The following is a 22,456-nucleotide window of genomic DNA, read 5'->3' on the forward strand; positions in this document are numbered from 1 at the left end:
TCGGCGCATAAACTCTCCCATCTCTTCTGGATCACTTACTATGTGAACGTTATCAATGTTCCTCGCATAGCCGCCGGGCGAAATCAAGCGCCTGTTTCAGCGGGGGCGCGGCATCGTGGCGAGGAGCAGCACCGCGAGCGTGGTCAGGCCGGCGAGGAGCAGGAACAGCGCATCGAAACCGAAACCGGGAACGAGCGAAATCGTGAGCCACGGCATGATCAGCGACGGCACCGTGTTGGTCAGGTTGAAAATGCCGAGATCGCGGCCGCGGCGATCCGAGCGCGGCAGGATGCGCAGGGTCTGCCCCGAATGGAGGGCGAGGAACACCGTCGTCGCGATGCCGAACAGCAGATAGCTGGCCTTGGCCATATCGGCATCGGGGGCCAGTGCCATGCCGACCATCCCGACCGCCGAAATCGCCGCGCTGATCACGAGCGGGCGGAACGGCTGGCGGTGACGGTCGGCCCAGCGTCCGCTGAGCAGCGCGATCGGGATCGCGACGGTCAGCGCGATGCTGAACAGTCCCGCCTTTTCGCTGTCGTGCATATCGGGGTCGATCGAGCGGAACCAGAAATAGAGATAGGCGAACAGCGCCGCTTCCGAAATCTGGACCAGCAGCCGCGCCAGCCACATCCGCACCGCCGGCCCGGTCGGGCGCGGCGCCGGCACGCCCGCCGCGCGCGGGGGCGGCGGCGCCGTCAGGTCGGCGAACGGCCGCGGCCGCCCGAGCAGCAGCGCCGGCAGCACCGCGGCGGCGACCAGCGATGCGACGACGATCAGCCGCGCGTCGGTCGGCACCAGACCCGGCAGGGTGACGAGCGCCCCCGACCAGGCACCGAGCGCGGGCGAGAAAGCGAGCAGCCCGCCGAGCAGGCCTTTTTGTTCGTCGGGAACGCAATCGCCCGCCCACGCCGAGAGCGGTCCCAGCATCATGTTGAGCGCCAGTTGCCACGCGATGATCATCCCGACCAGCGACCAGATATCCTGCGCCAGCGGCACCAGAAGCAGTAGCGCGATGGTCAGCGCGAGCCCGGTCAGCACCCACCCGCGCCGGTTGCCGGTGCGGTCGCTGAGCCAGCCAAAGCCGATCCCCGACAGACTGGCCGCGATCGCGCCGGAAAAGGTGACATACCCCAGCATCTGGACATCGGCGATCCCGGCGAGCTGGGTCATCCGGCCGGGCAGCCAGATGGTCAGGAACGGCACATAGGCGATCGCCCCGCCGGCCCATGCCAGCGCATAGAGGAGCAGAAAGCGAAGCGACTGGCGGCGCGGGGCGTCGGCCTCAAGCATCGTCGGCGGGCGCGCGCGCCGTCGAGCCGCGCTCGACAAGGTCGCCCTCCACCCGCGTCGGCTCGGTCTGGCGCGGGGCGCCGCGCTGCGCCGCGATGATCAGTTCGACCGCGCGCGACGCGGTTTCGGCGACCGGCTGGTCGACCGCGGTCAGCGGCGGCTGGGTGAAGCGGACGATCGGGGTGTTGTCGAAACTGATGATCGACAATTGACCGGGGACGTCGAGGTCGCGTTCGCGCGCCACCTCCAGCGTCGCGAGCGCCATCTGGTCGCTGCTGGCGATGATCGCGGTCGGCCGGTCGGGGCCGCCGAGCAGCCGGGTCGCCGCCGCGGTGCCCGATGCAAAGGTGAAATCGCCCTCTGCCAGCAGCCCGTCGGTCGGCAGCCCCGCGGCGGCCATTTCGCTTTCCCAGCCGTCGACGCGCCAGCGGCTGAGGCTATATTCGGGCGAGCCCGAAATCAGCCCGATGCGGCGATGGCCAAGGTCGATCAGGTGGCGGGTCGCGCGGCGCGCCGAGCCCTCGTCGTCCATCGTCAGCGCGATCCCCGCGTCGAGTGCGCGCGACCCGATGCGCGCAAAGGGGATGCGCTGCTGGTCGAGCAGCGCGACGATCAGCGGATTGTCCGAATGCGGCGGGGTCAGGATGACGCCGTCGGGTTGCAGCGCGGCGATCGCGGCGCGCAGTTCGCGCTCGACATGATCGTTGTGCGTGTCGACGAGCTCGAAGATCATGCGATAGCCATATTCGGCGCATTTCAGCATGCCGCCGAGCAGCATCTGGTCGACCCAGTCGACACCCTGCCGCCCGCGCCAGTCGGCGATCGTGCGCTCGCGGTCGTTGAGCGCGAGGATCAGATAGGATCGCGACCCGCTCATCCGCTGCGCTGCGATCGAGGGGACATAGCCCAGCTTGTCGATCGACGCCTGCACCCGCTGTTGCATTTCGGGGCGGACGTTGGGTTCGTCGTTGATGACGCGGCTCACCGTCTGCAGCGACACCCCCGCGTCGGCCGCCACATGCTTGATCGTCACCGATTGCCGCCGCCGCCCCATTATTCCGTCTGTCCCCCCGTCTCGCTGCAACCGCTAACCGCTTCGCCCTTGCATTGCCAGACGCGAACCCAATCGATTTCCATGATTTTCGGATAGCCGCGCGGATCGACCCCCTTGATGCCGCGCCCCTCGGCCAGCCCGCCGCCGACCGCGAGGTTCAGGATCAGGTGGAACGGCCGGTCGAACGGCGCCGCGGGATCGGCCGATCCGGTGGTGTTCCAGTCACCCGCGACCTGTGTTGCATAGGGCTGGCCATCGACGGTCCAGACGATCCGGCCCTGTTCCCAGACGATGCCGAAGACGTGAAAATCATCAAGCGCGCCGGGCAGCGCGGTCTCGTTGCTCTTGTGCGCATTGTCCGGCCAGCCGCCGCCGAAGTGCAGCGTGCCGAGAATGCGGTTTTCGACGCCGCCGGCGCATTCGGCGCAGCGCACGCCGAGGTTCACCGCTTCCAGGATGTCGATCTCGCCCGACGCCGCCCATGGTCCGTAACCTGCCGTTTCGGGCAGCATCCAGATCGCCGGCCACGTCCCCTGCCCCTGCGGCAGTTTTGCCCGCACCTCGATCTTGCCGTAGCGCCACGCCGCCTTGCCGCGCGTGACGAGGCGCGCCGAGGTGTAGTCGCGGGTCGCTTGTGCATTGGCCTTTCCGGGCTCGCCGCGCTGCGCCAGCGGGAACGCCGGGCCGGTGGCGCGTTCCTGGCGCGCGGCGATCACCAGCCGCCCGTCCTTGACCGCGGCGTTGCGCCGCCGGTCGGTGTAGCATTGGCGTTCGTTGTTGCCGCCGCCCCAGCAATCGACGTCGAAATCCCATTTGCCGCGGTCGATCTCGGTGCCGTCGAAGTCGTCCGACCAGACGAGCGCCCAGCCGTCGCTGGCGGGCGCGGGCGTCGGTGCGGTGGCCTGCGCCGCGAGCAGAAGCGACGCGATCATCATGCCGGCGGCGGGACCTCCGCGCCGCAATAGCGCGCGACATAGGCATGATGTTCGGGCAGCGTCGCGACGGTCTTGGCGACATTCTCGCGGATCGTGCGGAGCAGCCGTTCGAGTTCGTCGTCGCGCAGCTTTTCGGCGATCGGGTGATAGGATTGTGGTTCGATGCCCTGCCCCATCATCACCTGGACCCAGCTGTTTTCGGCGAACAATTCCTCATTCTTGCGAAAAACGCGGCCGGTTTCGCGGAACAGTTCGATCTTTTGCTGCAGGCTGTCGGGGACCGGCATGTTCGCGACATGGCGCCAGAACGGGCTGTCGCGGCGGTTGGTCGCCTTGTAATGCAGGATCACGAAATCGCGGATCTGTTCGATATCGAGCCTTTGCTGATCGTTGAATTCGGCGGCGTCGCGCTCGCTGACCCGTCCGCTGGGCATCAGGCGGATGAAGCGCAGCACCGCGCGCTGGATCAGGTGGACGGTCGTCGCCTCGAGCGGTTCGACGAAGCCGCCGGCGAGGCCGACCGCGACGCAGTTACGGAACCACTGTTTGCGCCGCACCCCGGCCTTGAACTTGATGTCGAAGGGTTCGATCAGCGGCTCGCCGATCGACGACATCAGCCGGTCGTAGGCGGCGTCACGCGACAGATAGCCGCTGCTGTAGACGATCCCCGTGCCCATCCGGTGCTGGAGCGGGATGCGCCATTGCCAGCCGGCGTCGTGGGCGATCGCCTGGGTATAGGGTTGCGGCGGACGCTGGTGGGTCGCCTGCACCGCGATCGCGCTGTCGTTAGGCAGCCAGTGGGTCCAGTCTTCGAACCCTGCGTGCAGCGCACCGTCGATCAGTAGGCCGCGAAAGCCGGTGCAATCGACGAACATGTCGCCTTCGATCCGCCGCTCGCCGTCGAGCAGCAGGGCGGCGATGTCGCCGGTCTCGCTGTCCAGTTCGACGCGCGCGATCTTGCCCTCGACGCGCTTGCAGCCGTCGGCCTCGGCGAGTTTGCGCAGGTAGCGGCCGTAGAGCGTGGCATCGACGTGATAGGCATAGTTCATCCGGTCGTCGGGCAGGTGCGCGAACTTGCCCTGCATCCCGGCGACCAGTTCCAGGCAATAATCATCATAGGGCTGTTCGTGGCCGCGGGTGCGGCCGTGGAGCCAGAAATGCTGGAAGCCCGCCGACCAGTGATCCTTCCCCGACAGGCCGAAGCTGTGGAAATAGCTGTGCCCGTCGTGCTTCCAGTTGTCGAACAGGATGCCGAGTTTGAACGTCGCCTGCGTCGCGCGCATGAATTCGGGTTCGGGGATGCCGAGGATGCGGTTGAAATTGACCAGCGGCGGGATGGTCGATTCGCCGACCCCGATCGTACCGATCGCTTCGCTTTCGACCAGCGTCAGGTCGACCGTCGCGCCCATCGTCCGCGCGATCGCCGCCGCCATCATCCAGCCCGCGGTGCCGCCGCCGGCAATGACGACGCGGCGGATCGGTTTGTCTTCGGTCATCGGTTGAGCGTCCTTAGCAAGAATGCGCGAAGCCGCCCGGCGCTCTCGCGCGTCAGCGGCGCCAGCACGCTGCGCGCCGGCTCGGGGATATGGTCGGTGACGGCGGGGCCGTTTTCGAACACATAATGGTCGAACATCGCGCGCCAGATCGCCTTGTCGGCGGGCGCGAGGTCGCGGATCGCGAGGATGGCGTGATTCAGCGCATCCTGCGGCTGACCGAGCCAGGCGGGCGTGCCGCGCCACCAGTAATTGACCAGGATGTTGAAGGCATCGAGCCCCTCGACATGGTGCCACCACATCGACGGGATGAAGATCGCATCGCCAGGCTCCAGCAGCGCGGTCTGCGCCGCCGCCATTGCATCGGCGAAGCGCGGGTGCGCCGCGAGATCGGGGGCTTCGAAATCGACCATCGAGATCGCGCGGCCGGCGGGGGTGTTGTCGATCGGCCCGAGGTAGAGGTTGCCGAACTGGTCGGGCGAGAACAGCGTGAAACGCCGCCGCCCCGCGGCGCAGCAGGCCAGATTGTCGGGGAAATCATTGTGCGCCGCGATGCGGGTGCGGGTGCCGATCCAGATGCTCTTCAGCGTCTCGCGCCCGCCCAGCTCGACCGCATTGGCCTCGTGCAGCCCGTCGAAATGCGACGGGATGTCGATCGAGCCGAGGTAGACGGTGCGCGGATCGCCCTGCTCCTCGCCCTGCTCGATCCCCGCGAAAATGTCGGCGAGCTTCCCGGTACCGGTGCGGAAATTCATCGCCATGTCGGCGTCGTAATAAAGGCGGCCGTCGTGCCCCGGCGGGCCGATCGACACCATGAACGGCCGGTCGCGGGCGCGCTCGACCAGATAGCGGCGTGCCGCGCTCGCGGACTCGCGCCCCGCCGCGACGAGCGGCCAGTCGGCGACGAGGCCGCGCACGACGAAAGGCTCGCGCGCACCGTCGAGCAAGGCGTCCAGCCCGGCCGCCCGGTCCCATTGGCGCTCGGGCACCGGCGCGAGCCGGTCGTATATGGCGCCGCCCGGCTCAGCCACCGGCGAGCCTGCCGTTCTTGCGCGCGACCAGCGCCGACAGCTGCGACAGCGAGGCGAGCGCCATGAAGATCGGCATCAAGTGGCCATCCTCATGCAATCGGCCGAGCGTTTCCGCATCAAGCGCGCGCAGCTTTCCTTCGTCGATGATGTGGAAGCCGACGAGCGAGTGGGTCGAGCCGTCGTCGAGCGTCACCTCGAGGCTGAAGGGTTCGAGCAGGTCGTGATCGCCGAGCGCCGCGAAAAAGGCGCTGCTGGCACGGTAACCTTCGTCGAGGTCGCCGAGTTTGCCCGCGATCTCGTCGAGATAGGGGGTCGCCATACCGTCGGCGTCGAACAACCGCACCCCGTCGTCGCCGGCGGCGATGCGCGGGTGCGCAAGGTCGATATGGACTTGCCCCGGCCCGTCGCCCGCGGCGGGCCGGCCGACGAGGAACGGCTGGATCGCCAGCGACAGCGGCCGATAGCGCGCATCCCAGTGGCGGTCGTCGAGGAACAGATTCTCCCCCGATTCGAAACCGAACAGCGCCAGCGCGGTGAAATCGTCATGGCCCGCCTCGCGGCGGAACAGGATCGGGAAATGCCCCTGGATGCTGCGAAACTCGCTCGGCACGGTGAGCGCCGCCATCACCGCGTCGCCCAGATCCGCCCCCGCGTCGATGCGCACGCGCAGGTCGCGGTGGGCGTTACTGTCGAGGGCGGCGTGCTGGGTCATGTCGGGCTTTCTGGCTAGCGGGCGACCGCGACGCCGGGGTCGGCGTGCAGCGCGTCGAGATAATCGCGGTTGCGCGGCAGCGCCGCGGCGAGCGCGCGGGCGCGCTGGCGGTTCTGGGCGAGCAGCGCCGCCGCCTTGTCGCCCGCGGGCAACCCCGCCGGCAGCGCATGGCCCATACCATAGAGGATATATTGGTGGCTCTCGGCCGAGAATATCTCGTCGACTTGCGGGAAGTCCCATGTCGACGGCGGCTGGTCGCGCCACAGCGCCAGCATCGCCGCGAGCCGCGGCGGCACGGTCGCAGGGTCGCGCTGCGCCCGCCAATAGGGTTCTTCGCGACGGCTGAGCGCATAGTGGAGCTTCAGAAATTCGACGATGCGGTCCCAGCGATAGCGGAACAGCGCGTTGAAACGCTCGGCGTGGATCGGCATCGCCGCGCGGCGCGCCGGGAAATTGTCGATCAACGCGTTCAGCGACAGTTCGATCAGCACGATCGCCGACGCCTCAAGCGGCTCGATAAAGCCCGCCGAAAGACCGACCGCGAGGCAGTTGCCGTGCCAGAACCGCGCGCGGTGGCCGGTCGGGAAGGCAAGGCGGCGCACCGGCACCGCGGGCGCATCGGGCAGCACGCGCGCGATATAGGCGCGCAGGGTCGCCTCCGCCGCATCGTCGTCCAGAAAGCGGCTGGCATAGACGCAGCCGATGCCGCGCCGCCCCGGCAGCCCGATGTCCCAGATCCAGCCCGCCGCATGTGCGGTCGAGATCGTCTGCGACGCGACCGGGCTGCCCGGCGCGACCGGCACCTGCGCAGCGAGCGCGCGGTCGTTGAACAAGATGTCGCTGCGGTCGATCCATTCGGCGCTGCATTCGCCGCCGATCAGCAGCGCCGCGTGGCCGGTGCAATCGATGAACAGGTCGCCCGCAATCTCGCCATGCTCGCGCGTCAGCACCGCGGCGATGTCGCCGTCATCGGCGCGGCGCGCCCCGGTGACATGGCCGGCGATATGGACGACGCCCAGTCGCCGCGTCGCCTGCGCCGCCAGCAGCGCGGCGAATTTCCCGGCATCGAGGTGATAGGCATAGTTGGCCGCGCCCTGATAATCGGGCATCGCGCGCTGGCGCGGCGCAAGGTCGAGATCGCATAGATGCGCCTGCGGCGTCATCGCGGCGGCGAAAGGCTCGTCCGCAGCTGCCGCAGCCCATGCCGCCAGCAATTGCTTTGCCGGGACGGCGGGCGGCGGGGTGAAGGGATGGTAATAGCGGTCGTCGGCGGCGCCGTTGACCCAGCCGTCGAAGCGCGAGCCCTGTTTGAACGACCCGTCGCACGCGGCGAGAAATTCGCCCTCACCGATGCCGATCGCGGCGAGCGTCGCGCGCATCGTCGGCCAGGTGCCTTCGCCGACGCCGATGGTGGGGATGTCGGGCGCCTCGATCAGCGTCACGGTCAACGCCGGACGCGCCGCCGCGATGCGCGCCGCCGCGAGCCAGCCGCCGGTGCCGCCGCCGACGATGACCACCCTCTCCACTGCGTTCGTCATTGCGAATTTTCCTACGCGTTTCGCCGCGGCGCGTCACGCAAAAGAGCCGCACCCGGAAAGGCGCGGCTCCTTCGCCCGTGACGCGAGCGGCCAAGGCCCGCCGCGTCAGAAGTTGAACCGGACCCCCGCCGCGTAGCGGGCAAAGCCCGGCGAGGCGTAAACGACGTTGTTGTCCGATCGGCGATGCACGCGGCGGCTCTCGCCGGTCAGGTTGATCGCCTCGACGAACGCGGTGAATCCGGGGATGAATTCGTAACTCGCGCTGGCGTCGATCTGCCAATAGGCGTCGGTGTAGGCGGGGTTCGGACCCGTGGTGTTCAGGAACTGGTCGCGCCAGTTCCATGCAACGCGCGCCTGCAACCCGTTCTTGTCGTAATAGGCGACGGCGTTGGCGCTGTCGCTGAGGCCGGGCAGCGCGAACTGCGCGACACTCGCCGGCAGGGTATTGTCATAGGTCGCGCTGCCGTTGACGATCGTATAGTTCAGGATGACCCCGAAGCCGGTTTCCCAGAAGCTGTGCTGGAGCGCGAATTCCCAGCCGTTGAGCGTCGCGGTCTGGTCGCTGTTGACCGGGGTCGCGATCTCGAAATTGACCAGCTCGTCGCCGGGCAGGCCGAGGATGTCGCCGGTCGTATAGCCCGCCGGATCGGTGCCGGTGGGCCGCGTCGATTCGGGGAAATTGTCGAAGATATACTGGCGGATGTCGTTGATAGCGGCGTTGGCGCCGAGCGCGGCGACCGCCGCCTGATAGCGCGCACCGAAGGCCGGATGGGTCAGGCCGAAGGCGTTCGAATCGACCCGCGTCGAGCCGATGAAATTCGACACATTCTTGCGGAAATAGCCCGCCGAAACATAGCTGGCGGGGGCGTAATACCATTCCGCCGACAGGTCGATATTCTTCGATTTATAGGGCAGCAGTCCCGGGTTGCCCTGGCTGCCGGTGCCGCCGCCGATTCGGAAGCCCTGGTCGATCGTGCGGCCGCCCTGCAGACTGCCATAGTCGGCGCGGGTGATCGTGTGGCTGTACGAGGCGCGCAGCTTCACGTTCGAAATCGGTTCGATGTCGAAGTCGATCGCGGGCAGCCAATTGTCGTAATCGCCCTTGAAGCGCGTGAAGTCGTTTTCGGGCGAGAAGATGACGTAGAATTCGTTCGCGGCGCTCCACGCGGTCCCGGTCGGGATCGGCACCACTGCCGAAGCATCGACCGACGTATGTTCGTAGCGAACCCCTGCGGTCAGGTGCGCCGGATTGCCGAACAGGTCGAATTCATTGCCGACTTGGATATAGGGCGCCAGCGTCTTTTCGGTGAGGCGCCGGTCGACCGTATAGTCGGCAAGGCAGGTGTCGGCCGAGCCGGCGCGGTCGCAGGTGCCGTAAAGCCCGTCGATCAGGTCGACCATCCGTTCGAAATCGAACGTATAGAGGCTCTGGATCATCGCCGGATTGTTCGCGCCGCCGATGCCCGAGAATTTGTCGGGCAAGGTCACCAGTTCGAAAATGTCGTCGGGCAGGTCCGACGCCGGACCGGCGCCGCTCCACGTCTCGTTCTGGATGAAGCCATAGGCCGAGCGCACCTTGCTATCGATATAGGACACGCCGAAATCGATGCTGTCGAGGAAGTCGCCGTCATGGTCGTAACTGCCGCGCAGCTGGATCTGGTCGATCCGGTTGCGGAAATAGGCGTTGCGGAAGGCATTGCCCGTCGGCGTGATCAGCGACGCGTCGAGCGGATCGATGCCGGGGAACATGTTGTACGAGATCGTCGGCAGATCGTCTTCGAAATTGATCGTCTGGTTGGCGACGCCGAAAATCGCGTTGCCGACCGAGACGCTGGTGCCGTATTTGTTCGCCGGCTTCGACGTCGCGGTCGAGCGGTGGAAGTCGAGGTCCATCGTGACCCCGCCCGGCGCTTCCCATTTCAGGTTGCCGCCGATCGAATGGTTGACGCTGCGGTTCGCGGTCAGCGAGCCGCTGTACGACAGATCCTTGCGCTCGTTGGCCCCGAAGGCTTCGGAGTAGAAGATCGGGCCGGCGACCGGACCGTCGGTCCACGCGCTGGTCGTATTATTGTGGTTGAACCAGATGCCGACGCTGCTGTTCCGCACTTCGACGGTGTTCTGCGAGAAGGTGTAGTCGAAGGTCGCGGTCACCGAATCGGCGGGGCGGATCTGCAGCACGGCCTGGCCGTTGATGCGCTCGCGGTCGATGTCGTTGAGGTTGTACGAGCCGTTCTGCGGCACTTCGTAAACATCGGTCGCGCCGGGACGGTTGGTGATGTTGTCGAAGCGATCGTCGCCCGGCTGCGCCAGCGAGCCCCAGTTGTTTTCAGCGCCGGTATAGCCGTCGCGCCAATCCGAATTGAAGCTGTTCTCGCTCGCCTTGCGGCGCTGGTACGAACCGACGAGCAGGATGCCGACGCGTTCGTCGGCGAAGGTGTTGCTGATGATCCCCGAAATTTCGGGAGTGATCGGATTGCCCTGGTTGCGCGACGAATCGAGCACGCCCTTGACCGCGAGGCTGCCCTGCAGGCCGGGGCGATCGAACGGGCGCGGGGTGCGGATGTTGATCGACGAACCGATGCCGCCCGACGCGATGCCCGCGCGGCCGCTCTTGTACACCTCGACCCCGGCGACGCCCTCGGCGGCCAAGTTGGCGAAATCGAACGAACGCGACGCCGGCGGGCTGGCGCCGTCGCCGAGGAAGGAGGTCGGCATCTGGCGGCCGTTGACCGTCACCAGGTTGAATTCGGGACCAAAGCCGCGGACCGTGACGAGCGAGCCTTCGCCGCGCGAACGGTCGATCGACACACCGGTGATGCGCTGGAGCGATTCGGCGAGGTTGGTGTCGGGGAATTTGCCGATATCTTCGGCCGAAATGGAGTCGACGACGCCCTGCGCCTCGCGCTTGATGTCGGCCGATGCCGAAAGGCTGGCGCGGATGCCGGTGACGACGATTTCATCGCCGTCGATGCCTTCGTCGGCCGGCGGCGCGTCCTGCGCCATCGCGACCGGCGCCATGCCCATCAGCGCCAGTGCCGATGTGCCGGCCAGAATTTTGGCGAGCCAAAGTTTGTGCGAAGCCTGCATCCCTATCCCTCCCGTTTAACCGCTCGTTTTCCGGCGGCATTTCCCTAATGTGAACGTTATCTAAATGAGAACGTTCTCACTGTCAACGCAGACCTGACTGCATTCCTATGCAGACGGTGTCAAAATTTGCGCTGGGATTTGATTATAGTCGGGACGTAGCGGCGCGCTGCCCCCGGCGATCACTCGCCCGCGCGCCGCCATTCCGCGTCAGAGCAGCGGATATGCCATGCCGTAATAGCCATAGACGTTGCGCCCGTAATCGTCGGTGTAATCGGGTGCCTTCTCGCGTGCGTAACGCGGCGCGCCGGTCAGCCGCTCCTTGGCGATATCGACCATATAACCGCCTTTATCGGTGTCATAGGTCAGCATGTCCCATGGGATCGGATAATGATCGCTGCCGAGGCCGAACAGCCCGCCGAATTCTAGCACCGCATATTCGCTTTTGCCCGAGCGTTTGTCGATCATCACATTGGCGATGGTGCCGAGCTTTTCGTTCTGAGGGTTGTAGACTGCGGTGCCTTCGACCTTGTCCGATGCGATCAACCGATGGGTTTCGCGGTCAAGGGTGTCACCCATGATAAGTCTCTCCTTCTGCTGGCGAAGGCGAAGCGCGGACCGGAGGAGCCAGCCGCGCGGCCCTCACTCAACCAACGGAGCAGCAACGTTAGAGTTGCTCGTTTCATCGCAAGCGCGGGTCGCCCCGCACGGTGCCGGCGCCGCTCAGCGGCTCCAGCGGGCGAAGATCGCGGTCGGCAGCAGCAGCCCGCGCGCTTCTTCGCGCACCGCCAGCTCGCCGCATTCGACCTTGCCCGGCAGGTCGGCGAAGAGCTGGTTCAGCAGCTCGCCGATCGCCAGCGCCGACATGCGCACCGCATAGACGGTGAGGAACAGGGCGCGGCTGTCGGCGTCGAGCAGCTGGCGGCAATCAGCAAGCAAAGGCGCGAGACCTTCTTCGAGCTGCCAGCGTTCCTGGTTGGGTCCGCGGCCGAATTTGGGCGGGTCGAGCAGGATCGCGTCATAGCGTTTCTCGCGCCGCACCTCGCGTGCGGTGAACTTGCCCGCATCGTCGACGATCCAGCGCACCGGCTTGTCGGCCATGCCCGCGAGCGCGGCATTTTCGCGCGCCTGCCCCACCGATTTCTTCGACGCGTCGACATGGGTGACCGACGCCCCCGCCGCGGCGAGCGCCTGGCTGCCGACGCCGGTGTAGCCGAAGAGGTTGAGGAAGGCGGGGTCGGGCTTGTCGGCCACCTGCGCCCGCAGCCAGTCCCACACCGGCGCCATGTCGGGGAAGAAGCCGAGGTGCCGGAACGGGGTGCACTGCGCGGTGAAGCGCGTCTCGCGCCACGCCAGCGGCCAGCCATCGGCGGGGACGGGCTTGGCGAAGTACCAGCGCCCGCCACCATCGTCGTCGGAGGCCGGGACAAATTCGCCATCGGCGATGTCCCAGTCGCTCTGCGGCAGCGCGGGCGCCCACATCGCCTGCGGTTCGGGGCGGATGAAGCGGTAGCGGCCATAGCGTTCGAGCTTGCGCCCGCCGCCGCTGTCGACCAGCCCATAATCGTCCCACGCCTCGCCGACGAGGGTGACGAGCGGCAGCAGCTCAGCCACGCGCGGCTGCCGCCAGGATATGCGCCTTCACTGTATCATAGTCGCCGGGCAGCTTTTCGTAGCGTTCGGCGCGGTCGAACAGATTGCCGAGGCGCGCGGGCAGCGGCGGGCGCACCCCGGTGGCGCGCTCGACGGCATCGGGGAATTTCGCCGGATGTGCGGTGGCGAGCGTGACGACGGGGATCGCGGGATCGAGGTCGAGGCTGCGCGCCGCGGCGAGGCCGACCGCGCTGTGCGGATCGATGATCTGGCCGGCATGTTCCTGCGCCCAGCGCAGCGCGAGCGTCATCGCGTCGCCGTCGATGCGCGCGCTCGAGAACAGCCCTTCAGCGCCCGCCAGCATGTCGGCGGGGATGGTCATCGCGCGGTTCGCATCGAACTCGCCCATCATCCGCGTGATCGCCGCGCCGTCGCGGCCGGCGAGGTCGAACAGCAGCCGTTCGAAATTGCTGCTGACCTGGATGTCCATGCTGGGCGTCGCGGTCGCGGTCACGCTGCCGGCGCTATAGTCGCCGCTGGTCAGCGCGCGGTGGAGGATGTCGTTGACGTTGGTTGCGACAACGAGCCGCGCGATCGGCAGCCCCATGCGCGCCGCGACATAGCCCGCGAAGACATCGCCGAAATTGCCGGTCGGGACGCTGAACGCCACCGGGCGGTCGGGGCCGCCGAGGCGGACGGCGGCGTGGAAATAATAGACGACCTGCGCCATCAGCCGCGCCCAGTTGATGCTGTTGACCGCCGACAGGGTCAGCTGGCCGCGCGCGTCGGCGTCGCCGAACAGCCGCTTCACCATCGCCTGCGCATCGTCGAAGCTGCCGTCGATCGCGATATTGTGAACGTTGGGCGCCAGCACCGTCGTCATCTGCCGCCGCTGGACGTCGCTGACCCGGCCTTCGGGGTGGAGCATGAAGATCTGGATATGCTCGCGCCCCGCCACCGCCTCGATCGCCGCCGAGCCGGTGTCGCCCGAGGTTGCGCCGACGATGGTGATGTCGGTGTCACCGCCGCTGAGAAATGTTTCGAACAATTGCCCGAGCAGTTGCAGCGCGACGTCCTTGAACGCCAGCGTCGGGCCGTGGAACAGTTCGAGCAGCCAATGGCGATGGTCGAGCTGGACCAGCGGGGTCACCGCGTCGTGGCTGAAGCGGCCGTAAGCGGCGTGGCAGAGGCTGCGCAGTTCATCCTCGCCCAGGCTGCCCGCGACGAAGGGGCGCATGATGCGCACCGCGGTTTCGGCATAGTCGAGCCCGGCGAGCGCGCGAATGTCGTCGGCCGACAGCTGCGGCCACTGCGCCGGCACGTAGAGGCCGCCGTCGTCGGCCAGCCCGGCCAGCGTTGCGGCACGAAAGTCGAGGGTCGGCGCAGAGCCGCGCGTGCTGATATAGTCCATGACGCCAAAGCGCCTAGCGGCGTGGGGTCAAGGCCGCAAGCGGCGACGGACTGCCAGAAAGTAGATGACCAGCGCCGCAATGGCGAACAGGAACCATTGCACCGCATAGGCCAGATGGTTGTTCGGCGTATTGTCGGCCGACGGCACCGCACTGGCGCGCAGGCCCGCAGCCGGCGTGTCGGCGATCAGCATCGCCCGCGCCGGCATATCTTGGCCCGCGACGCGCTCCATCACCGTCGGCTGGTCGGGGCCGGGAACGATCGTCCCCTGCACGATCCCGCCGGTCCATTTCGGCGGTGTGAAATCATCGCTGATGCCGACATCGACCAGCACGCCCGGGCCTTCGGCACCAGTGCGACAGTCGGCGATCATGCGAAAGCCCGCCTTGCCCTTCTGGTCGGTGCCGCTGCGCGGATCCCACCGCACCGGTTCAAGGCAGACAACGCTGCTCTTGCGGAACAGAAAGGCTTCGGCGACTGGCGGCAATTCGGGATAGGTGACGAGCGACGACATGGCCATGTTGCGCTGATACAGCGCGACCAGCGCTTCCTTCTCGTTCTTGCGCTGGAGCTGCCACACCCCGAGCGCGATCATCACGGCGACAGCGATGATAACGACGATCGTCGGTATGAGCGGCCAGCGCCGCGGCGGAGGCGTTACGGGATTAGTCATGCGGCTCGTCCACTTGCCGACCCTCGGCCGCTTGCTGCTGGTGCTCGCTGGCCAACAGCGCGCCTTTGGCTACGCGCAGGCCATAGACCACCGCAGCGGCGGTCAGCGGTACCCACAGCACAACGTGGACCCACAAGGGCGGGTGGACTGCGGCATCGAATGCCAGCGCGAGCGCAACGAGCAAGGCGCCGATGATCAGGGTCAGGAACGCCGCGGGGCCATCGCCGACATTGTATCGGCCATAGTCGAGACCGCAGGCTTCACATTTCGCGTGAAACTGCACCGGCCCGTCGAACAACGTCTTTTCCCCGCATTCGGGGCAGAGGCCAAAAAGGGCAGCGCGCCAGACCGGCGGCTGCCCCTTTGGATGGATGGTGCCGTCGGGCAATTTAGTGCGCGGCGACCGGCGCGCCCCAGCCGCCCCAGACATAGACGATGATGAACAGGAACAGCCACACGACGTCGACGAAATGCCAGTACCAGGCGGCGGCTTCGAAGCCGAAATGCTGCTTCGGCGTGAAGTGACCCTTATAGGTGCGGGCGAGGCAGACGATCAGGAAGATCGTGCCGACGAGGACGTGGAAGCCGTGGAAACCCGTCGCCATGTAAAAGGCCGAGCTGTAGTTGCTCTGGCCGAAACCAAAGGGCGCCGCGGCATATTCATAGGCCTGGATCGACGAGAAGATCGCGCCGAGGATGATCGTCGCCCACAGGCCCTTTTTCAGCCCTTCACGGTCGCCATGGATCAGCGAGTGATGCGCCCAGGTAATCGTCGTGCCCGAGCAGAGCAGGATCAGCGTGTTGAGCAGCGGCAGCGAGAAGGCGTCGATGACCTCGATCCCCTTCGGCGGCCACTGGGTGATCGCGATCGCGCCTTCCTGCCCGAACATCGAAGAGACCGCGCCATCGACATATTCGATCGGCACCGGGAACAGCGAGAAATCGAACCACGCCCAGAACCAGCCGACGAAGAACATCACTTCCGACGCGATGAACAGGATCATGCCATAGCGCAGGTGGAGTTGAACGACCGGGGTATGGTCGCCGGCATGGGCTTCGTTGATGACGTCGGCCCACCACTGGAAAAAGGTCGCGATGACGCCGGCCAAACCCAGCCCGAGCACCCATTTGCCGGCGCCGCCGAAATAATCGTCGTGCATGAACATCACGAGCCCGAAAAACATCGTCAGAGCCGCGAACGAGCCGATCAGCGGCCAGACGCTGGGATTTACGAGATGATAGTCATGATGTTTGGCACCGGACATGGCGTTTTTCCCGTTTTTAGCAGCCCCGGCATCGCGATTCCCCATCGCCCGCCGGTCTTTGAAAGACTCTTCGATCGCGGCCTTAGCTCGCCTTTTTGGCCTCGTCTACAGGGTGGAAGGTGTAGCTGAGGGTGATTTCCTGCACGTCGCGCGCGTCGGGATCGTCCATGATCTTGGGATCGACGAAGAATAGCACCGGCATCCGCACCTGCTGCCCCGGCTCCAGCCGTTGCTCGGTGAAGCAGAAGCACTGGATCTTGGTGAAATATTTGCCGGCCTGGGTCGGCGTGACGTTGAAGCCCGCGGTGCCGACGACCGGCCGGGTGGAGTTATTCTCGGCGATGAAGATCGCCATGTCGCGTGCCCCGACGCTGACCGTGTCGGTCGGATGTTCGGGATAGAATTTCCACGGCAAGCCCGGCGACACATTAGCATCGAAGCGGACCGAGATGGTGTTGGACAGGATCTCCGGCTCGGCCGCGGCGGCCACCGGGTCATAACGCTGCGTCGTCCCGCCGAAGCCGGTGACGCGGCAGAACAGGTCGTAGAGCGGAACCGCGGCAAAGCCGAGCCCGACCATCGCCAGCGCGAGCAGCGACGCGAGGCTGGCGGTGCGCGCCTTGGGGGAGAGATTGGCGATCATGCGAAGATCTGGATCTTGGCGATGGTGATGAAGAAAAACAGGATCGCGAGGCCGCCGAGCATCCACGCCATCAGATTGGCACGGCTGCGCTGGCGGCGGCGATATTCGGCCTCGTCGAAAGGCTCGCGCTGCGGTTCGTCGGTCATAAGGGCCACCAATGGTCGGCAACAACGGCGCCGAAGAGGATGAAAAGATAGGCGATCGAATAGGCGAACAGGCGCTTTTCGGGCTGCATCAGGTCGCCCTCGCCCGTTGTGCGGGTGCCGACCTGGATCGAGAAAAGGACGAAGACCGCCGACAGGATAATCGCGGTCCAGCCATAGAGTGCGCCGGTGTAGCCGAGCGGCCACGGCGCAATCGCCCCGATCGCCATGATGACCGCATAGAAAAGGATCTGCCGCCGGGTCGATTTCTCGCCGGCGACGACGGGCATCATCGGGATGCCGGCGGCGGCATAGTCCGAGCGCACGAACAGCGCCAGCGCCCAGAAATGGGGCGGGGTCCACAGGAAGATCAGCAGGAACAGCATCACCGGCAACGGCGCGATGCTGCCGGTCGCAGCGACCCAGCCGATCAGCGGCGGAAAGGCGCCCGCGGCGCCGCCGATGACGATATTCTGCGGTGTCCGCGGCTTCAGCCACATCGTGTAGACGAAGACATAGAAGAGGATCGAGATGGCGAGCAGCAGCGTCGCCTGCCAGTTCGACGCGAACAGCATCAGGAACAGCGAGAACGCCGCGAGCCCGACCCCGAATTGCAGCGCCGTCTGCGGGTCGAGCCGCCCGGCCGGCAGCGGGCGCCCGGCCGTCCGCTTCATTTTGGCGTCGAGTCCCGCTTCATACCATTGGTTGAGCGCCCCCGACGCCCCTGCCCCCAGCGCAATCGCGAGGATCGAGGCAAAGGCGAGCACCGGCGGCACGCTGACCGGCGCCGCGAGCAGGCCGCACAGCGCGGTGAACACCACCAGCGACATCACGCGCGGCTTGGTCAGCGCGAACAGGTCGCGACCGTCGGCCGGCAACACCGGATCGGGCGTCAGCCCGCCGGGCAGCGTGGAATCACCGTCAACACGTGTCATCGCAATGCAGAACCTATCAGTGCCAGCGCGGTCAATCCGCCCGTGACGATCATCACCGCCGCAATCCGGTCGGCGACCGGTTCGCGCCATCCGGCCCGAAACCCTCGAACGAACAGTCCGAGCTTGTCCCGGGGCCGGATGATAGTCACGCGCCGTCCGTCATCAGGAAATGCGCGGCAGTTCGTTGAACTGGTGGAACGGCGGCGGGCTCGACAGCGTCCATTCGAGCGTCGTCGCACCTTCGCCCCACGGATTGTCGGCGGCACGCTTGCCGGCGACCAGCGAGTAGAGGATGTTCACGAAGAAGATCAGCACCCCGACCGCCATGATGACATAGCCGTAGGACGAGATCAGGTGCCAGAAGGCATAGGCTTCGGGATAGTCCGGATAGCGGCGCGGCATGCCCTGCTGGCCCAGGAAATGCTGGGGGAAGAACAGGACGTTGACGCCGATGAAGAAGATCCAGAAGTGCAGCTGGCCCAGGAACTCGTTGTACATCCGCCCCGACATTTTCGGGAACCAGTAATAGAAACCGGCGAACAACGAAAACACCGCGCCCAGCGACAGCACATAGTGGAAGTGGGCGACGACATAATAGGTGTCGTGCAAGTTGGTATCGACCCCGCCGTTGGCGAGGACGACGCCGGTGACGCCGCCGACGGTGAACATGAAGATGAAGCCGAGCGACCACATCATCGGGGTCTTGAAGCTCATCGAGCCGCCCCACATCGTCGCGATCCAGCTGAAGATCTTGATGCCGGTCGGCACCGCGATGACCATCGTCGCGGCGGTGAAATACATTTTCAGGTTCACCGACATGCCGACCGTGAACATGTGGTGCGCCCACACGATGAAACCGACGACGCCGATCGCGACCATGGCATAAGCCATGCCGAGATAACCGAACACCGGCTTGCGACTGAAGGTCGAGATGATCTGGCTGACGATGCCGAAGCCCGGCAGGATCATGATGTACACTTCGGGGTGGCCGAAGAACCAGAAGAGATGCTGGTAGAGGACGGGGTCGCCGCCGCCCGCCGCATCATAGAAGGTGGTGCCGAAATTACGGTCGGTCAGCAGCATCGTGATCGCCGCGGCCAGCACGGGCAGCGCGAGCAGCAGCAGGAAGGCGGTGACCAGCACCGACCACACGAACAGCGGCATTTTGTGGATCGTCATCCCCGGCGCGCGCATGTTGAAAATGGTGGTGATGAAGTTGATCGCGCCCAAAATCGACGCGGCGCCCGCAAGGTGGAGCGAGAAGATCGCCATATCGACCGCCGGCCCGACCGAGCCGCTGGTCGATAGCGGCGCATAGACGGTCCAGCCGGTACCGGCGCCAAGGCCGCTGCCACCCGGAACGAACATCGAGCCCACCAGCATGATGAACGCAACGGCGGTCAGCCAGAAGCTGACATTGTTCATGCGCGGGAACGCCATGTCGGGCGCGCCGATCATCAGCGGCACGAACCAGTTGCCGAAACCGCCGATCATCGCGGGCATGACCATGAAGAACACCATGATCAGGCCGTGTGCGGTAATCATCACGTTCCAGAAATGCTTGCCCTGCACTTCGCCCGCGGCGGGATCAAAGAATTGCGCCCAGCCGGTCAGATACTGGATGCCCGGTTCGGCGAGCTCCCAGCGCATCAGGCCCGAGATCACCCCGCCGACGATGCCGGCGATGATCGCGAAGATCAGATAGAGGGTACCGATGTCCTTGTGGTTCGTCGACATGAACCAGCGGACGAAAAAGCTGGGCGTGTCGTGATCGTCGTGCGCGTGGTCGACGTTCACGTTGATGGGTGCAGTTGCGGCGGTATCGGTCATCTGTCGGACCCCTTATTAATTCTTGGCGACCGGGGCGGCGGCGGGCGCCGCTGCCGGGGCAGCTTCGGGTGCAGCGGCGGCCGGGGCCGCAGCGGGCGTCGCGGCGGGCGCGGGCGCGGCGGCTGCGGGCGTTGCCGCGACCGGACCGGCCGGATTGCCGCCCTTCGAGCGCACCCAGGCTTCCCATTTGTCGACCGGCAGCACTTCCACCGCGATCGGCATGAAGCCGTGATCGACGCCGCACAGTTCCGAACATTGGCCGTAATAGACGCCGACCTTGTTGGCGGTGAACGTCGTTTCGTTGGCGCGGCCGGGAACGGCGTCCATCTTGGTCCAGAAGGCCGGGACGGCGAAGCTGTGGATCACGTCGGCGCCGGTGATGATCAGCTTCACCTGCCGGCCGACGGGCACGACCATGCGGTTGTCGACCGCAAGCTGGTGCGGCTCGCCGGCCGCTGCGGCCTGCTCTTCGTTCAGCATCTTAGACACATATTCGCCGATGCCCTGGTCGGGATAGGCATAACCCCAATACCATTGGTAGCCGGTGACCTTGATCGTCAGCGCTTCCTTCGACGGCGGCTCATATTGCTGCGCCAGCAGGCGGATCGACGGCACCGCGATGACCGCGAGGATCAGCACCGGGATCGCGGTCCAGATGATTTCGATGAAGGTGTTATGCGTCGTTTTCGACGGCACCGGGTTGGCCTTGGCGCGGTAGCGGAACATCGCCCACAGCATCAGGCCGAGAACCAGCAGCGTGATCAGGGTGATGACGGGCAGCAGGATGACATGGTTGAACCAATAGGCCTGTTCGCCGACCGGGCTGACCTGCGGCTGGAAATCGATGCCCTTGGCGATCGGCTGGCCGATGCCGGGCGTCGGTTTCATCGGCACATAGGTCGCATCGCCGGCCGGGACGGCGGCGTCGGTTGTGGCGGGGGTCGCCGTCGGTGCGGCGGCATCGGCAGCGGCGGGCGCCGGGGCCGGATTCGCCGTAGGCGTCGCGACCGGCGCTGCGGCCGGCGCGGCGGCGGGTGCTTGCGCATGCCCGGCGCCGACCGCGCCCAGCGACAGGGCCGCTGCAATTAACACCTTGATTACAGGGGTTTTCAAGCTCTTCATAAGGATAGTGCCGCCCGTTGCCTGTTGTTATTTTTCATGGGTTCATCCCCTCTTCGGCGGCAGTCGGACAGGCGTCGCGACAGCCGGAGGATGGGCTGAATCTCGCGGGCGCTATAGACCCGCTTGCCGCTTGCCTCAAGCATCTCTAACACTATTTTGCGGCTGGCAAATCTGCGCCGCCAAAACCCGGTCGCCGACGCCGTGCGACGCCTAGGACAAAAGAATCATTCTCCCATGACCGATGACGATATTCTGGCCGAATTCCGCGCCGCCGACGCCTTGTTGCAAGGCCATTTCCTGCTCTCTTCCGGGCGCCACAGCGAATATTATCTGCAATGCGCGCGGGTACTGATGGACACCGAACGCGCCGGGCGCCTCGCTGTCGCGCTCGCTGCGAAGCTGCCGCGCGAGCTGAAACAGGCGATCGACGTCGTCGTCTCGCCCGCAATGGGCGGGGTCATCATCGGCCATGAAATGGGGCGCGCGCTCGGCAAACCGGCGATCTTCGTCGAACGTCCGACCGGCACCTTCGAATTGCGCCGCGGCTTCACGATAGAGCCCGGCGCCAAAGTGCTGATGGTCGAGGATGTCGTCACCACCGGCCTGTCGTCGCGCGAAGCGATGGCGTGCGTCGAAGCAGCGGGGGGCGAAGTGATCGCCGAGGCAGCGCTGGTCGATCGCTCGGCGGGCAGCAATATCGACCTTGGCGTCCCCTTCTACCCGCTCGTCGCGATCAATTTCCCGACCTATGCCGCCGACGAGCTGCCGCCCGAACTCGCCGGGACGGAAGCGGTCAAGCCCGGCAGCCGGAGCGCGGCGGCTTGAATCAGCGGCTGCGCCTGGGAGTCAACATCGACCATGTCGCGACGATCCGCAACGCACGCGGCGGCGAGCATCCCGACCCGGTCCGCGCGGCCGAGATCGTTGCGGCGGTCGGCGGCGACGGCATCACCGCGCATCTGCGCGAGGACCGGCGCCACATCCGCGACGACGACCTCGCGAGGATCCAGGCGGCCACCGACCTGCCGCTGAACCTCGAGATGGCGGCGACCGACGAGATGCTGGCAATCGCGCTGCGCCATATGCCGCACGCCGCCTGCATCGTCCCCGAAAAGCGCGAGGAACGCACGACCGAGGGCGGACTGGACGCCGCGGGGCAGCATAATCATCTCGCGCCGATTGTCGCGCGGCTGAACGATGCGGGCATCCGCGTCAGTCTGTTCATCGAACCCGACCCGCGCCAGATCGAGGCGGCGATGCGGCTGCGCGCGCCGGTCGTCGAGTTCCACACCGGCCGCTACGCGCATGTCGAGGGCGAGGCGCGCGCCGCCGAACTGCGCCGCATCGCCGACGCCGCGGCGCTGGCGTGGAAGAACGGCATCGAGCCGCACGCCGGCCACGGCCTGACCTATGACAATGTCGTCCCGATCGCTGCGATCCCGCAGCTCGCCGAGCTCAACATCGGCCATTATCTGATCGGCGAGGCGATCTTTACCGGGCTGGAAGATGCGGTGCGCCGGATGCGCGACCTGATGGACGAGGCGCGGGGATGAGGATGAAGATGTTTGCTTTACGATCCTCCCTGTCGCGCAGCGATGGGGAGGTGGCAGCGCGCAGCGCTGACGGAGGGGAAATTGCGCCGACGTCACGACCCCTCCACCATTCGCTTCGCGAACGGTCCCCCTCCCCATGGCTTCGCCAC

Annotated in this window: 21 protein-coding genes; 2 read left to right on the forward strand and 19 right to left on the reverse strand. The window is 66.2% G+C overall.

Annotated features, from left to right (window positions below):
* Window positions 1-96: 96 nt before the first annotated feature.
* The 19 genes from HEQ22_RS09070 to coxB all read right to left on the reverse strand — a co-directional run bounded on the left by HEQ22_RS09070 (window position 97) and on the right by coxB (window position 20,754).
* On the reverse strand, window positions 97-1,332 hold the full coding sequence (locus HEQ22_RS09070) for an MFS transporter (protein ID WP_432767583.1): 1,236 nt from the start codon (window positions 1,330-1,332) through the stop codon (window positions 97-99).
* The gene (locus HEQ22_RS09075; protein ID WP_432767584.1) at window positions 1,286-2,347 is read right to left on the reverse strand and encodes a LacI family DNA-binding transcriptional regulator; all 1,062 of its coding nucleotides are present in this window, start codon (window positions 2,345-2,347) and stop codon (window positions 1,286-1,288) included. Before HEQ22_RS09075 ends, HEQ22_RS09070 begins: the two co-directional genes overlap by 47 nt.
* Window positions 2,347-3,282 (reverse strand): glycoside hydrolase family 16 protein, encoded by a 936-nt coding sequence (locus tag HEQ22_RS09080; protein WP_432767585.1) that lies wholly within the window; start codon window positions 3,280-3,282, stop codon window positions 2,347-2,349. Before HEQ22_RS09080 ends, HEQ22_RS09075 begins: the two co-directional genes overlap by 1 nt.
* Window positions 3,279-4,778 carry a tryptophan halogenase family protein gene (locus HEQ22_RS09085; RefSeq protein ID WP_432767586.1) on the reverse strand — a complete coding sequence of 500 codons (1,500 nt, stop codon included), beginning with the start codon at window positions 4,776-4,778 and terminating at the stop codon, window positions 3,279-3,281. Before HEQ22_RS09085 ends, HEQ22_RS09080 begins: the two co-directional genes overlap by 4 nt.
* The gene (locus HEQ22_RS09090; protein WP_432767587.1) at window positions 4,775-5,806 is read right to left on the reverse strand and encodes a cupin-like domain-containing protein; all 1,032 of its coding nucleotides are present in this window, start codon (window positions 5,804-5,806) and stop codon (window positions 4,775-4,777) included. Before HEQ22_RS09090 ends, HEQ22_RS09085 begins: the two co-directional genes overlap by 4 nt.
* Window positions 5,799-6,518 (reverse strand): SapC family protein, encoded by a 720-nt coding sequence (locus tag HEQ22_RS09095; protein WP_432767588.1) that lies wholly within the window; start codon window positions 6,516-6,518, stop codon window positions 5,799-5,801. Before HEQ22_RS09095 ends, HEQ22_RS09090 begins: the two co-directional genes overlap by 8 nt.
* Before the next feature lie 14 nt (window positions 6,519-6,532).
* Window positions 6,533-8,056: a tryptophan halogenase family protein gene (locus HEQ22_RS09100; protein WP_432767589.1), complete on the reverse strand. Its 1,524-nt coding sequence runs from the start codon at window positions 8,054-8,056 to the stop codon at window positions 6,533-6,535.
* 105 nt (window positions 8,057-8,161) lie between these two features.
* On the reverse strand, window positions 8,162-11,143 hold the full coding sequence (locus HEQ22_RS09105; RefSeq protein WP_432767590.1) for a TonB-dependent receptor: 2,982 nt from the start codon (window positions 11,141-11,143) through the stop codon (window positions 8,162-8,164).
* Between the two features lie 207 nt (window positions 11,144-11,350).
* Window positions 11,351-11,719, reverse strand: a complete 369-nt coding sequence (locus tag HEQ22_RS09110) for a PRC-barrel domain-containing protein (RefSeq protein WP_432767591.1) — start codon at window positions 11,717-11,719, stop codon at window positions 11,351-11,353.
* A gap of 144 nt (window positions 11,720-11,863) precedes the next feature.
* Window positions 11,864-12,742, reverse strand: a complete 879-nt coding sequence (locus HEQ22_RS09115; RefSeq protein ID WP_432770848.1) for a class I SAM-dependent methyltransferase — start codon at window positions 12,740-12,742, stop codon at window positions 11,864-11,866.
* 4 nt (window positions 12,743-12,746) lie between these two features.
* On the reverse strand, window positions 12,747-14,144 hold the full coding sequence (gene thrC, locus HEQ22_RS09120) for a threonine synthase (RefSeq protein WP_432767592.1): 1,398 nt from the start codon (window positions 14,142-14,144) through the stop codon (window positions 12,747-12,749).
* A 27-nt stretch (window positions 14,145-14,171) separates the two neighbouring features.
* Window positions 14,172-14,816: an SURF1 family protein gene (locus HEQ22_RS09125; protein ID WP_432767593.1), complete on the reverse strand. Its 645-nt coding sequence runs from the start codon at window positions 14,814-14,816 to the stop codon at window positions 14,172-14,174.
* Window positions 14,809-15,204, reverse strand: coding sequence for a DUF983 domain-containing protein (locus HEQ22_RS09130; protein WP_432767594.1), 396 nt, complete (start codon window positions 15,202-15,204; stop codon window positions 14,809-14,811). Before HEQ22_RS09130 ends, HEQ22_RS09125 begins: the two co-directional genes overlap by 8 nt.
* A 1-nt stretch (window position 15,205) precedes the next feature.
* Window positions 15,206-16,081 carry a cytochrome c oxidase subunit 3 gene (locus HEQ22_RS09135; RefSeq protein WP_432767595.1) on the reverse strand — a complete coding sequence of 292 codons (876 nt, stop codon included), beginning with the start codon at window positions 16,079-16,081 and terminating at the stop codon, window positions 15,206-15,208.
* An 82-nt stretch (window positions 16,082-16,163) separates the two neighbouring features.
* Window positions 16,164-16,724, reverse strand: a complete 561-nt coding sequence (locus HEQ22_RS09140; RefSeq protein ID WP_432767596.1) for a cytochrome c oxidase assembly protein — start codon at window positions 16,722-16,724, stop codon at window positions 16,164-16,166.
* Window positions 16,721-16,870: a hypothetical protein gene (locus HEQ22_RS09145; protein ID WP_432767597.1), complete on the reverse strand. Its 150-nt coding sequence runs from the start codon at window positions 16,868-16,870 to the stop codon at window positions 16,721-16,723. Before HEQ22_RS09145 ends, HEQ22_RS09140 begins: the two co-directional genes overlap by 4 nt.
* Window positions 16,867-17,802, reverse strand: coding sequence for a heme o synthase (locus HEQ22_RS09150; RefSeq protein WP_432767598.1), 936 nt, complete (start codon window positions 17,800-17,802; stop codon window positions 16,867-16,869). Before HEQ22_RS09150 ends, HEQ22_RS09145 begins: the two co-directional genes overlap by 4 nt.
* A 162-nt stretch (window positions 17,803-17,964) precedes the next feature.
* On the reverse strand, window positions 17,965-19,632 hold the full coding sequence (gene ctaD / locus HEQ22_RS09155) for a cytochrome c oxidase subunit I (RefSeq protein ID WP_432767599.1): 1,668 nt from the start codon (window positions 19,630-19,632) through the stop codon (window positions 17,965-17,967).
* 15 nt (window positions 19,633-19,647) lie between these two features.
* Window positions 19,648-20,754 (reverse strand): cytochrome c oxidase subunit II, encoded by a 1,107-nt coding sequence (gene coxB, locus HEQ22_RS09160; protein WP_432767600.1) that lies wholly within the window; start codon window positions 20,752-20,754, stop codon window positions 19,648-19,650.
* Between the two features lie 234 nt (window positions 20,755-20,988).
* Between coxB and pyrE the strand changes: the two genes are divergently transcribed.
* Complete coding sequence (gene pyrE / locus HEQ22_RS09165) at window positions 20,989-21,579, forward strand: orotate phosphoribosyltransferase (RefSeq protein WP_432767601.1); 591 nt, start codon at window positions 20,989-20,991, stop codon at window positions 21,577-21,579.
* Window positions 21,576-22,307, forward strand: a complete 732-nt coding sequence (locus tag HEQ22_RS09170) for a pyridoxine 5'-phosphate synthase (protein ID WP_432767602.1) — start codon at window positions 21,576-21,578, stop codon at window positions 22,305-22,307. Before pyrE ends, HEQ22_RS09170 begins: the two co-directional genes overlap by 4 nt.
* The last annotated feature ends 149 nt before the right edge of the window (window positions 22,308-22,456 follow it).

Source organism: Sphingopyxis sp. (genome assembly GCF_050916055.1).
Taxonomy (GTDB): domain Bacteria; phylum Pseudomonadota; class Alphaproteobacteria; order Sphingomonadales; family Sphingomonadaceae; genus Sphingopyxis.